Origin of the sequence: Aestuariibacter salexigens DSM 15300 (genome assembly GCF_000429145.1) — a bacterium.
In the GTDB taxonomy this organism is placed as follows: Bacteria; Pseudomonadota; Gammaproteobacteria; order Enterobacterales; family Alteromonadaceae; genus Aestuariibacter; species Aestuariibacter salexigens.
Window position 1 is genome coordinate 181,702 of sequence record NZ_AUBH01000001.1, and the last position, 12,312, is coordinate 194,013.

Here is a 12,312-nt window from a genome sequence, read left to right on the forward strand (position 1 = left end):
TTAGCAGGAAAAGCGAGCGGTATGTCGAAACGAGATTATTATGAAGTGCTTGGCGTGGATAAAGGCGCCAGTGAGCGCGACATTAAAAAGGCCTATAAGCGCCTCGCCATGAAATATCACCCGGACAGAACACAGGGCGATAAGGATCTTGAAGAAAAATTCAAAGAGATCCAGGAAGCCTATGAAGTTCTGACCCATGATGAAAAACGGGCAGCGTACGATCGTTACGGTCATGCCGGCGTCGATCCGAACCGTGGAGGCGGCGCAGGTTTCAGCGGTGGTGCCGATTTTGGCGATATCTTTGGCGATGTATTCGGCGATATTTTTGGCGGCGGTCGTGGTCGACAGTCGCGTGCGCGTCAGGGGGCTGATCTGCGTTATAACCTTGAACTCACTCTGGAAGAAGCCGTACGTGGTAAATCTGTCGAAATACGCGTACCCACTCTGGTAGGGTGTGATGAATGTGATGGCTCGGGCGCGAAAAAAGGCACCACGCCAACAACCTGTCCTACCTGTCACGGTAACGGACAGGTGCAGATGCGTCAGGGCTTTTTTGCGGTTCAGCAAACCTGTCCAACCTGTTCAGGCCGAGGAAAGATCATTTCAGACCCATGCCGAAGCTGTCATGGTCAGGGCCGTAAAGAGAAAACCAAAACCTTATCCGTTAAAGTGCCCGCGGGTGTGGACACTGGCGACCGTATCCGCCTAAGCGGTGAGGGTGAAGCTGGCGATCATGGCGCGCCAGCGGGTGATTTGTACGTACAGGTCCATGTCAAAGAGCATCCTATCTTTGTACGTGACGGCAATAACCTGTATTGCGAAGTACCTCTCAGCTTTACCACCGCAGCGTTGGGCGGAGAGATAGAAGTACCAACGCTGGATGGCAAGGTTAAATTGAAAATCGGCGCAGAAACGCAAACGGGACGCATGTACCGCTTACGTGGTAAGGGCGTGAAGTCTGTGCGCAGCGGTAGCGTCGGTGATTTGATGTGCAAGGTGGTGATTGAGACACCGGTCAATTTGTCTGCCAAGCAGAAGGAATTGTTACAACAGCTTGATGAGTCGATGGGCTCCGGCGATGATGCCGCGAAACATCGTCCCAAAGAGAAAGGCTTTTTCGACGGCGTGAAAAAGTTTTTCGATGACCTGACCGGCTAGCTGACCGGCTAGCTGACCGGCCAACTCTTGTAAGTCACCCCGCACAACCAAAATGTCACCCCGCACCTGTTGCGGGGTTTTCCCCTTCAGTCTTTAGTCAAAGACAACATTTGTGTGATAACCCGTCTTTCCGCCCCGGCAATCACGATATCTAATTCACCTGAAGCCTGCATATTGGAAATGACATCTCCAACTCTGTTGGCCAGGGTTTGGTGTTTTTTATCCAGATAGTGATAAACCGGCAAGGTAGCTAAAGGCTTGCCTGTCGCTCGAATAGTATCGTCTAGCCCAATCTTTTGCAGGTGCCATCGGCCGTCTGTGTCATTCGTCAGAGCCACATCTACCATATCGCGCTCCAGCAATCTGAACATGGCCTCAGTGGATGAAACGGGGTAAACATTGCTTAACCCTTCAGTAATATTCTCGGTGTGCTTTACACCCCGCACGATAGCGATGCGAAGTCCGTCAAGCGAATCGGCATCAGGAATATTGATGTCTCTGTCATTTTTAACAAAAGCCATTGTTTGCAGATAATAGTACGGCGGCTCTATACGCAACGACGTGGGCACGTCTTCACCATAGGTATATATACGCATCGCTTCACCATCTGCACGCTGCGCCATCAGTTCCTTTTCAGCACGCTTTCCTGGCATCGGGGTAATGGCGACTTTTACATCCATTTTTTTATAGATTTCAGCCAGCACAATCATGCCGACTTGCTGTTCAGCAAGGTACTCTATGGAGGCGAGATTTAATTCGTTCTTCGCATGGCTGCTAGTAATAAAAGCCCAACATGTAATGAAAAAACCACGAGTGAGTAAAAGTTTAAATAACCGCATTATACGCGTAAGCAAAATGTGACCTTTATATCGATTCGTATGAATTTTAGCCAAAGATGGTGCAGATTTCTTTACCAATTGAATGATTGATACGACTGGTAAAAGTAAACGTATTAACGCAACATAAAGCATAAAATGCCCATCAATATTGAAGGAACAGAAAATGAGAAAACTAGCGAGTGTTGCCGCATGTGCTGCGGTTTTGGTATCCGGTATGGCAATTGCGCAGCCTGCTGCCAATCAAAAACAGGCAGATACGGCGGTCCAGTTTCGTCAGGCACTATTGCAATTAGTGCGCAGTAATGTGGGTGCAATCGGTGCAATGAATAAGGGGCAAATTCCCTTTGATACGGCGCAAATGGAGAAAAATGGACTGCGTCTGGAGCAGTTGTCATTGATGATGGCTGATTACTTTACGCTGGATACCCGTGAATTTGACACCGACACCGAAGCGCTCGACAAGATTTGGGAAAAAGGTGCTGACTTTCAGTCAAAAATTGACGCGTTAACGTCAGCTGGCCAGGGCTTACAGAGCGCGGCTAAGTCTGGCGATGAAAGCCAGTATAAAGCCGCCATTGGTGATGTCTTCAAGTCGTGTAAAGGCTGTCACGACATATATAAAGCAGATTAAAACGCTTACTGGCTTTGCGTTAATCGTTTAAGACAGTGAGGTTAAGTAAAGCCAGTTCTTGCTCCCACAGGGCTTTTGCCGCGGCGCGAAAATACCCCATATGACCTATGCTTTTCATCCCAACATCTCTGGGATGAATGTCGATATTACTGACATTACTGCCAGTGTAATATTTCATGAATGCATCCCGGGACCGAGGTGATGCCCATTTGTCGTCTACTGATGTGAGCGCACGGATGGGCATGCTGACCTTGGCAAATTGCTCAATAAGATACGCATAGTCTGGGTCTTCAAAGAAGAATTCAGGGAATTGGCACCAACGTTTCCATTGACGATAGACCCCAAGCGGCAGATCTTCCCCCATGCCTAGCTTACTCCAGCGCAGAAAGCCATGCCGGCGGGTGAGCACGGGACCAACCACATTCCACATCAATGACACTTTCAGGCGTTCCATTTTGGGCATCCAGCCCTGCCAACCTGCTCCGGTGCCAAAAAACGTTGCGGCGCGAAACACGTGTGGCGTTGACAGTAGACCTAACGCCTGACCGCCATAGGAATGTCCCACGAATGCCAGCTGTTTGCCGAGACTGACGGCATAGTCGACAACCGCCTGCAAATCAAACCGCGCCCAATCACGGTAATCGATATCAAAGCCTTTCAGCGTGGTCGGCGCTGATTGACCAATGCCGCGATAGTCAAAGGTGATAACGTCAAATCCGGTGTCTAGTGCATACTCAGCAAATCGACGGTAATAGCCCTGCGGTACGCCTGTCGCGCTGCCAATAACCAGGATGCTGTTCGATTCAGGCTTGCTGTAATAAAGTGCCTTTAATGCGTAACCATCTGCTGAGGCAATAGTTAGTGGGGCAGGGGAAAGCTGCATCACTAGTAATAAAAGTCCATAGCCGGCTCTGGCGGTGCGACTTCTACTAACCAGTAGACAAACAGTGCTGTGAGCGCGATGGTAATCACCGCTAATAGCAATCTTGACGAACTAATACCTTGTTCAGCTGGTACGTCCTTTTTGCCAGTAAACATCGCCTTTACCAGATTCTGCTTCTTCACTTTGGTGTAGTACAGCACTGCAGCAATGTGAATGACGACAGCGGCAATAATGTAATCGAAACTGTCGTGATGCCAGCTTTGCATGCGTTCCTGCCACTCCTCGCTTACGCTGCTGAAATAAGGACCAGAATGTAAGACGTCGTCATTACTGAAAAGACCGGTTATGGCTTGCAGGCCAATAAGCACTAACATCAATATCACCATTAATCCGCCGAGTGGGTTATGCCCAGCAAACGGCGAGTTGTTATCGCCTCTGGCGTAGGCAATGATATTCTTGGGTGAATAGAGGAGATCGGCAAAACGCGCGTGAGCGGTGCCGATAACACCCCAGACAACACGAAAAATGATAAGACCCAGCGTGAAATAGCCGATATAAAAGTGCCAGTCCATATTGTCCAGCACTTCTGCAGTTAACCATTGTGTAATGAGACTCAGGACCAATAACCAGTGAAACAAACGAGTGGGGATATCCCACACCAGGGTGTTTTTAGACATCGTTGCCAATAATCCTTACAGCGTCAGATAGGTCACTGACATTATCATGTTATGAGTACTGCAATCGATTGATAATTGGTGCAAAATTGACTTATATCAGAGCTTTTTGAAGAGTGCAGCCATGCTACAGATTGGAATCACCGGTGCTAACGGGCGTATGGGACGGGTATTGATTGAAGCCATTGACCATGAACCTGATACCGAATTAGCGGTTGCCACGGTCAGGCCAAGTTCCAGCATGCTGGGCGTGGACATCGGTGAACTGGCGGGCATTGGCAGGCGCGATCTGCGCACACACAGTGATCTGAGTCATGGCGCAAAATCACCTCAGGTGGTAATAGATTTTACTCTGCCTGGTGCACTTGCAGCTAATCTGCAGTGGTGTATCGCACACAACACACCTATTGTCGTAGGCACAACAGGACTTGATCCTAAACAATTGGAAAATTTGCGCGAGGCCGCCAACAGCATCCCCGTTGTCTTTGCAGCCAATTACAGCGTGGGCGTGAATATATTGTTGAATTTAGTCCGGCAGGCCGCAGCGGTATTGGGTGAAAGTGCAGATATAGAAATCATTGAAGCCCATCATCGGTTTAAGCGAGATGCACCTTCCGGTACTGCATTGGCCATTGGTCAGGCCATAGCCGATAAGTTAGGCCGTGATCTCGACAGTCATGCCGTTTATGGCAGAGAAGGCGAAACGGGGGAAAGGGCACATGACACTATTGGTTTTGCAACAGTACGTGGTGGGGATGTAGTGGGCGAACATACCGCACTGTTTGCGGATATAGGCGAACGTCTGGAATTAACCCACAAGGCGTCGAGTCGCCTAACCTTTGCTAAAGGCGCGGTGCGCGCAGCAAAGTGGATAGCTGAGAAGCCACCTGGATTGTACTCAATGCAGGACGTATTGGGGCTGTAGAGATAAATTTAAAAAGTCCTTTATTTACAAGGAAAAAGGTGTTTTTTAAGGCGTTGCGTAAAAAATGAGGGCAAACAGGAAGTTTTTGAACTTTTACTAAATCGAAATAGACCTCGTATTAGCTATGCTATATACTAGTCTGAATTTGCCAAAAATTTATATCAGCAGGCCAGAGGCCTTAGGTAAATTGCTGCTTAGAACTGTAAACGGGATGTAAATCAATTATTTACAACCCGTTTTTTATAGGGGGTTTGACCCTTTGCCAGGCAATACCCTCAAAAAAACCTATGAAATGGGAGGTTGATTTGGCTAATTCCGCCCTATTAGTGCTCGAAGACGGCTCGGTCTTCAAAGGCACCGCTATCGGCGCAGACGGTAGTGCAGTCGGTGAAGTGGTGTTTAATACATCCATGACCGGATATCAGGAGATATTGACCGATCCTTCTTATGCTGAGCAAATCGTTACCCTGACTTATCCCCACATCGGTAATACCGGCACCAATCAGGAAGATGTTGAGTCTACCAAAATCTGGGCACGAGGCCTGGTGATAAGAGACCTGCCTTTAGTTGCCAGCAATTTTAGAAATCAGCAAACCCTTTCAGACTATTTAAAACAGAATAACATTGTTGGTATCGCAGATATCGACACCCGTCGTCTAACCCGTATTTTGCGAGACAAAGGCGCGCAAAATGGCTGTATTATCAGCGGTGAGTCTCTGACCGATGCGCTACAGCAGCAAGCTTTGGAAAGTGCTAAAGCTTTCCCAGGTCTGAAAGGCATGGATTTGGCGAAGCAGGTCACTACGGATAAGCAATATCAGTGGACTGACTCGGTATGGACACTGGGCGAGGGGTATGCGACCAACCAAAGCGATTTGCCTTATCACGTTGTAGCGTATGACTTCGGTGCCAAACACAACATCTTGCGCATGCTGGTTGCCAGGGGCTGCCGCCTAACAGTGGTGCCGGCTACTACACCTGCAGAAGACGTACTGGCGATGAATCCTGACGGTATTTTCTTGTCGAATGGCCCGGGCGATCCTGAGCCTTGTGACTATGCCATTGACGCTATCCGCACGTTTTTAGATAAATCTATTCCCATATTCGGTATTTGTCTGGGCCATCAGCTGTTGGCGCTAGCAAGCGGTGCGAAGACCGTGAAAATGAAGTTTGGTCACCACGGTGCTAACCACCCAGTCAAAGATATTAAGCGGGACGTGGTGATGATCACCAGTCAGAACCACGGTTTCGCGGTAGATGAGAAGGCATTACCGGACTCGCTTGAGGTGACTCACGTGTCATTATTCGATGGCTCCTTACAGGGAATACATCGTAAGGACAAGCCGGCGTTTAGTTTTCAGGGGCATCCTGAGGCAAGTCCAGGCCCGCATGATGCAGCGCCGCTATTCGACCATTTTATTGAACTGATTAACGCCGCTAAGTAACAGGTTAAGCCACATGCCAAAACGTACCGACCTTAAAAGTATCCTCATCCTTGGCGCTGGCCCTATCGTCATTGGCCAGGCCTGTGAGTTCGATTATTCAGGTGCCCAAGCCTGTAAAGCCCTGCGAGAGGAGGGCTACCGCGTCATCCTGGTAAACTCTAATCCAGCGACCATCATGACCGACCCAGAAATGGCCGATGCAACCTACATCGAGCCAATTCACTGGGAAGTCGTAAAGAAGATCATTGAAAAAGAACGCCCTGATGCGATCTTGCCGACTATGGGTGGCCAGACCGCTTTGAACTGTGCGCTTGATCTGAATCGCCTTGGCGTACTTGAGGAATTTGGCGTTGAGATGATTGGCGCCACTGCGGATGCCATTGATAAAGCCGAGGATCGCGAACGTTTCGATAAAGCGATGAAATCTATCGGCCTGGAATGTCCACGCGCTGAAATTGCACACAATATGGAACAGGCCCACGATGTGCTAAGCCGCATAGGCTTCCCGTGCATTATCCGCCCGTCATTCACCATGGGTGGAACCGGTGGTGGTATCGCGTATAACATCGATGAATTCAACGAAATCTGCCGCCGCGGTCTGGATTTATCGCCGACCAACGAACTGCTGATTGACGAATCGCTTATCGGTTGGAAAGAATATGAGATGGAAGTGGTCCGCGATAAAGCGGATAACTGCATCATTGTGTGTACTATCGAGAATTTTGACCCGATGGGCGTACACACAGGTGACTCAATTACGGTCGCACCGGCACAGACGCTGACGGATAAAGAGTTTCAGATCATGCGTAATGCTGCGATGGCAGTACTGCGTGAAATCGGTGTCGAAACGGGCGGCTCAAACGTACAGTTTGGTGTCGACCCTGACACAGGCCGCATGGTGATCATAGAAATGAACCCACGCGTGTCCCGCTCTTCAGCGCTGGCATCAAAAGCCACAGGTTTCCCTATTGCCAAAGTGGCTGCCAAGCTGGCCATAGGTTATACCCTGGATGAGTTGGCTAACGACATTACTGGTGGGCTGACTCCTGCGTCTTTCGAGCCGTCCATTGACTACGTTGTCACCAAAATCCCACGCTTTAACTTTGAAAAATTCGCTGGCGCAAACGATCGCCTGACTACGCAGATGAAATCTGTCGGTGAAGTGATGGCGATTGGTCGTAACCAGCAAGAGTCACTGCAAAAAGCACTGCGCGGATTGGAAGTCGGTGCGAACGGATTTAATCCGATCATCGATATTGATGATCCGGAGGCAAAGTCAAAACTGATTTACGAACTCAGAGAGCCGGGTGCAGAGCGCATTTGGTATATTGCCGATGCGTTCCGCATGGGCATGAGCGTCGATGAGCTGTTTGATATCACCAAGATTGACCGCTGGTTTTTGGTCCAAATCGAAGAGATCATCAGACTGGAAGCACAAATCGAAGAGAAAAGTCTGTCCGGTATTAATGCCGATTTTCTGCGCCTGTTAAAACGAAAGGGCTTTGCTGACTCACGCATCGCTGAGCTAACTGGCGTGTCGGAGAAAGACGTCCGCGAACTGCGTCACAAGTTCAGCGTCGTACCCGTTTATAAGCGCGTTGATACCTGTGCCGCTGAATTTGCTACCAGCACCGCATACATGTACTCCAGTTACGATGAAGAGTGCGAGGCAGCACCGTCGGATAGAGACAAAATCATGGTGTTGGGCGGCGGTCCAAACCGTATCGGACAAGGTATTGAGTTCGACTATTGCTGTGTGCATGCAGCACTGGCAATGCGTGAAGACGGTTACGAGACCATCATGGTGAACTGTAACCCTGAAACCGTATCTACTGATTACGACACCTCAGACCGCTTGTATTTTGAGCCTGTCACACTAGAAGATGTATTGGAGATTGTGCGTGTTGAGAAGCCGAAAGGCGTTATCGTGCAATACGGTGGCCAGACACCACTGAAACTGGCTCGTGCACTGGAGAAAAACGGTGTACCTATTATCGGTACCTCCCCTGATGCCATTGACCGCGCTGAAGACCGCGAGCGTTTTCAGCATATGGTCAACAAACTCGGTCTCAAGCAGCCGGCGAATGCCACTGTAAGTGACATGCAGCAGGCCCTGACCGAAGCCGAAAAAATTGGTTTCCCTCTGGTTGTCAGACCTTCCTATGTGCTCGGTGGACGAGCTATGGAAATTGTTTATGACCTCAAGGACCTTAAACGTTACCTGAATGAAGCCGTGAAAGTGTCTAACGAGGCACCTGTGCTGCTGGATCGCTTCCTCGACGATGCCATTGAAGTGGATATCGACGCTATCAGTGATGGTCAACAGGTGGTCATTGGCGGGATTATGGAGCACATTGAACAGGCAGGTGTGCACTCAGGTGATTCTGCCTGTTCATTGCCACCACACTCTTTGGCTGCAGATATCCAGCAGCTGATGAGGGAACAGGTCGAGGCCATGGCATTAGAGCTGGGCGTTATTGGCTTGATGAACACGCAGTTTGCGATCAAGGACGGGGAAGTTTACCTTATTGAGGTTAATCCTCGTGCTGCGCGTACCGTACCCTTTGTGTCTAAAGCGACAGGGCGTCCACTGGCCAAGATTGCGGCACGCGCAATGGCTGGTGTGTCATTGCAGGATCAGGGTATTACCGAGGAAATCATCCCGCCGTACTTCTCTGTGAAAGAAGTGGTGCTGCCATTTGCCAAGTTCCAGGGTGTCGACCCATTACTTGGTCCAGAAATGCGCTCTACTGGAGAGGTAATGGGCGTAGGTGATACTTTCGAAGAAGCTTACGCAAAAGCGAATCTTGGCGCTGGATCGCCACTTCCTAGAGCAGGCAAAGCACTGATCTCCGTTCGCGCGACCGATAAGAAACGTGTGATTGATCTGGCCAAATTCATGGTTGAAAAAGGCTTTAAGATCGAAGCGACGCGGGGTACTGCAACGGTGCTCTACGATGCAGGTATAATGAGCACGGTGGTCAACAAAGTGTCTGAGGGTAGACCAAACATCGTCGACTCAATCAAAAACGGTGAGTATTGCTACATAATCAATACCACTGAAGGACGTCAGGCGATTACCGACTCGGTATATATACGACGTGAAGCCTTGCTCAATAAAGTGACCTATACCACGACGCTGAATGCGGCATTCGCCACAGTCAACGCACAGGAAGCGGACGACAGGGCGCGTGTTGCCTCAGTGCAGGAGCTGCACGAGCGGGTGCGATAGTGACAAGACGCCTGATAGGCGCTATGCTTTAAAAAATGGTGCGCAGACTGCCCGGCGGTGTGCGCATTTTTCTTTTCCAACCTTACTTTTTAAGCCGAGACGGCTTTGAATGAAAGAGTGAATAAATGAACCAATATCCCATGACCGCGCATGGAGCGGAGCTTCTGCGCGCAGAGCTGAATGAGCTAAAAACGGTTAAACGCCCACAAATCATCGAGGCTATCGCAGAAGCGCGCGAGCACGGCGACTTGAAAGAAAATGCTGAATATCACGCAGCACGAGAGCAGCAGAGTTTTTGTGAAGGGCGTATTCAGGACATCGAAGCTAAACTGTCAAACGCACAGATTATCGATGTCACCAAAATGGAAAATACCGGCAAAGTGATATTCGGCACGACGGTAACGATACTCAAGCTCGATACGGATGAAGAAACGACCTATCGCATCGTTGGCGACGATGAAGCAGATATCAAAAACAACCTGATTTCAGTCAACTCACCCATTGCCAGAGGACTGATTGGCAAAGAGCTGGATGATGTTGTCAACATTCAGACGCCATCTGGTACGGTTGAGTACGAAATCGTTGCAGTAGAATACATCTAAGCGTTACTGCGCTTTAACCTAACCCGCCTAATCAGGCGGGTTTTTAGTTTTTAGTCGGTATTAGCTTATTCCCAGCTTGAAACTGGCCAATCGCAGTGCTTCAGTGCGGTTATCAATGAACCTGTGTTCGCTGATAATGTCTTCCATTCCCATCCGTAACATTCTTTCCTGTACCTTTTTCTGCTTGGTGATCACATAGACTTCTTTAAGGCTTTCTACGGCTTCCTTGATAACGTTTTCAATCGCCAGTGAGATAGTGTCATCTAGAAAAGAGACATCGGTTAAATCAACAATGACGGCGTCACAGTCTTTCAATGCGGCTTGCTCTCTGGCAAGCGCTTTGGCAACGCCGAAAATCATTGGTCCACTCAGGTATAGCAGCAATATTCTTCCGTTAGCAGCATTCATTAACGCGCGCTGCTCTCTATTCAGTGGCAGCTTGTCATCCATGTCACTGATAGCTTTGATATTGCCTTCCTGCGCGCGACTCAGCTTTTCAATGGTCATGATGTTGGCAATAAAGACACCCAGGCCTACTGCAACGATCAGGTCGACAAACAAAGTGAGTAGCAATACCAGATACATGATCGCAGTAGACTGCCATGACACGCGGTGAGCCCGTTTGATAAAGCTCCAGTCAAGAATATCGAGCCCAACTTTGATGGCAATGCCGGCCAGTACTGCAAGCGGAATGCTCTCTAGTAGCTGTGCGGCACCAAACACGGCAATAATCAGCACAACCACCCTGACAACGCCGGATAACGCCGTTCTGGCTCCAGATTGAATATTTACCACGGTACCCATGGTCGCACCGGCACCGGGTAACCCGCCGAACAGGCCAGAGAAGATATTACCAATACCCTGACCAATCAGTTCTTTATCGGATTTATGCTCTGTACGGGTGAGGTTATCTGCAATGACCGATGTCAGCATGGAATCAATACAACCCAACATGCCGAGGATCATGCCGTCCAGCATCATGGTTTGCAGCTGCGCGGCTGTGAATACAGGAAGCTGTATCGATGGCAGACTGACATTAATTTCACCGATACGATTAATACTGTTATCGCTTAAGAAGAATACCGACACCAATGAGATAGCCACCAGTGCAATGAGTTGTGGCGGTACGTATTTTTTAATTCGATTAGGCGATAAGAAAATAATGCACAGGGTCGCCAGGCCCAATAAAACCTCGACCGGATTGGTTGTCTTTATCAGTTCCGGTAAGGCCAGCAGCATACCGGTCGCACCACCTGGTGGAGCAGAATGCCCGGTGAGGGGAGCCAGTTGCATAATGATTAGGATAAAACCGATGCCCGACATAAATCCGGACACAACGCTGTAGGGCATTAAGGTGATGTATTTCCCTAACCTCAGCGCGCCAAACATGATCTGGAATGCACCGGCGATCATCACAACGGTGAAGGCCATGGCCAGGCCATTCTCTGGATTGGCAGCAATCGTAGATGATACCACCGCAGCCATGATAACCGTCATCGGACCGGTGGGCTCTGAGATGAGGGTAGGGGTGCCACCGAACAGGGCGGCAAAAAGACCAACCAGTACCGCGCCGTATAATCCGGCCTCGGCTCCAGCCCCGGATGCAACCCCAAAGGTTAATGCAAGCGGCAAGGACACAATCGCGGCGGTGAGGCCGCCGAGTATGTCGCCTCGTAGATTTGAACCATTAATCAGATTAAACACTGCTCAGAAATTCTTTTGCATGATCAATAACGTAGGAGGGTAAAGTAACACCAATTAATAAGCCATCACTTTATTAAAAGCCCGACCACTTGAAGCCTCCTATTGAAAAGTCGTTCTGTTGACCCTCCTACAAATTTTGTGATTGCAAAAATAGATTAAGCAGATTGATAAACTCCATTTTAACAGATTAGAGACGCACCCTATTATTTAAACATGGCA

At 49.2% G+C, this 12,312-nt stretch carries 10 protein-coding genes; 6 read left to right on the plus strand and 4 right to left on the minus strand.

Annotated elements, in window-relative coordinates; all coding sequences use genetic code 11:
* Window positions 1-21 precede the first annotated feature (21 nt).
* Complete coding sequence (gene dnaJ / locus G441_RS0100835) at window positions 22-1,158, plus strand: molecular chaperone DnaJ (protein WP_026374603.1); 1,137 nt, start codon at window positions 22-24, stop codon at window positions 1,156-1,158.
* A gap of 86 nt (window positions 1,159-1,244) precedes the next feature.
* Here dnaJ and G441_RS17570 read toward each other — a convergent pair whose 3' ends face one another.
* On the minus strand, window positions 1,245-1,997 hold the full coding sequence (locus tag G441_RS17570; RefSeq protein WP_051275236.1) for a substrate-binding periplasmic protein: 753 nt from the start codon (window positions 1,995-1,997) through the stop codon (window positions 1,245-1,247).
* A gap of 163 nt (window positions 1,998-2,160) precedes the next feature.
* Here G441_RS17570 and G441_RS0100845 point away from each other — a divergent pair, with 163 nt between their 5' ends.
* Window positions 2,161-2,628: a c-type cytochrome gene (locus G441_RS0100845; protein ID WP_026374604.1), complete on the plus strand. Its 468-nt coding sequence runs from the start codon at window positions 2,161-2,163 to the stop codon at window positions 2,626-2,628.
* A 19-nt stretch (window positions 2,629-2,647) separates the two neighbouring features.
* Here G441_RS0100845 and G441_RS0100850 read toward each other — a convergent pair whose 3' ends face one another.
* Window positions 2,648-3,511, minus strand: a complete 864-nt coding sequence (locus G441_RS0100850) for an alpha/beta hydrolase family protein (protein WP_034474268.1) — start codon at window positions 3,509-3,511, stop codon at window positions 2,648-2,650.
* 2 nt (window positions 3,512-3,513) lie between these two features.
* Window positions 3,514-4,188 carry a cytochrome b/b6 domain-containing protein gene (locus G441_RS0100855; protein WP_026374606.1) on the minus strand — a complete coding sequence of 225 codons (675 nt, stop codon included), beginning with the start codon at window positions 4,186-4,188 and terminating at the stop codon, window positions 3,514-3,516.
* Window positions 4,189-4,309: 121 nt separating this feature from the next.
* Here G441_RS0100855 and dapB point away from each other — a divergent pair, with 121 nt between their 5' ends.
* The 4 genes from dapB (at window position 4,310) to greA (ending at window position 10,389) form a co-directional block, all read left to right on the plus strand.
* A complete protein-coding gene (dapB, locus tag G441_RS0100860; protein WP_026374607.1) occupies window positions 4,310-5,110 on the plus strand; it encodes a 4-hydroxy-tetrahydrodipicolinate reductase in 801 nt (266 codons plus the stop codon).
* Between the two features lie 305 nt (window positions 5,111-5,415).
* Window positions 5,416-6,555, plus strand: a complete 1,140-nt coding sequence (carA, locus tag G441_RS0100865; protein WP_026374608.1) for a glutamine-hydrolyzing carbamoyl-phosphate synthase small subunit — start codon at window positions 5,416-5,418, stop codon at window positions 6,553-6,555.
* A gap of 13 nt (window positions 6,556-6,568) precedes the next feature.
* The gene (gene carB, locus G441_RS0100870) at window positions 6,569-9,787 is read left to right on the plus strand and encodes a carbamoyl-phosphate synthase large subunit (RefSeq protein WP_026374609.1); all 3,219 of its coding nucleotides are present in this window, start codon (window positions 6,569-6,571) and stop codon (window positions 9,785-9,787) included.
* Between the two features lie 125 nt (window positions 9,788-9,912).
* On the plus strand, window positions 9,913-10,389 hold the full coding sequence (greA, locus tag G441_RS0100875; RefSeq protein WP_026374610.1) for a transcription elongation factor GreA: 477 nt from the start codon (window positions 9,913-9,915) through the stop codon (window positions 10,387-10,389).
* Between the two features lie 60 nt (window positions 10,390-10,449).
* On the opposite strand, the gene G441_RS0100880 is transcribed toward greA, so the two are convergent.
* The gene (locus G441_RS0100880) at window positions 10,450-12,093 is read right to left on the minus strand and encodes a SulP family inorganic anion transporter (protein ID WP_026374611.1); all 1,644 of its coding nucleotides are present in this window, start codon (window positions 12,091-12,093) and stop codon (window positions 10,450-10,452) included.
* Window positions 12,094-12,312 lie beyond the last annotated feature (219 nt).

Bases quoted from the DNA above. Each gene is read 5' to 3' on its own strand.
- dnaJ (WP_026374603.1), top strand. From the start codon at position 22: ATGTCGAAACGAGATTATTATGAAGTGCTTGGCGTGGATAAAGGCGCC.
- G441_RS17570 (WP_051275236.1), bottom strand. From the start codon at position 1,997: ATGCGGTTATTTAAACTTTTACTCACTCGTGGTTTTTTCATTACATGT.
- G441_RS0100845 (WP_026374604.1), top strand. From the start codon at position 2,161: ATGAGAAAACTAGCGAGTGTTGCCGCATGTGCTGCGGTTTTGGTATCC.
- G441_RS0100850 (WP_034474268.1), bottom strand. From the start codon at position 3,511: ATGCAGCTTTCCCCTGCCCCACTAACTATTGCCTCAGCAGATGGTTAC.
- G441_RS0100855 (WP_026374606.1), bottom strand. From the start codon at position 4,188: ATGTCTAAAAACACCCTGGTGTGGGATATCCCCACTCGTTTGTTTCAC.
- dapB (WP_026374607.1), top strand. From the start codon at position 4,310: ATGCTACAGATTGGAATCACCGGTGCTAACGGGCGTATGGGACGGGTA.
- carB (WP_026374609.1), top strand. From the start codon at position 6,569: ATGCCAAAACGTACCGACCTTAAAAGTATCCTCATCCTTGGCGCTGGC.
- greA (WP_026374610.1), top strand. From the start codon at position 9,913: ATGAACCAATATCCCATGACCGCGCATGGAGCGGAGCTTCTGCGCGCA.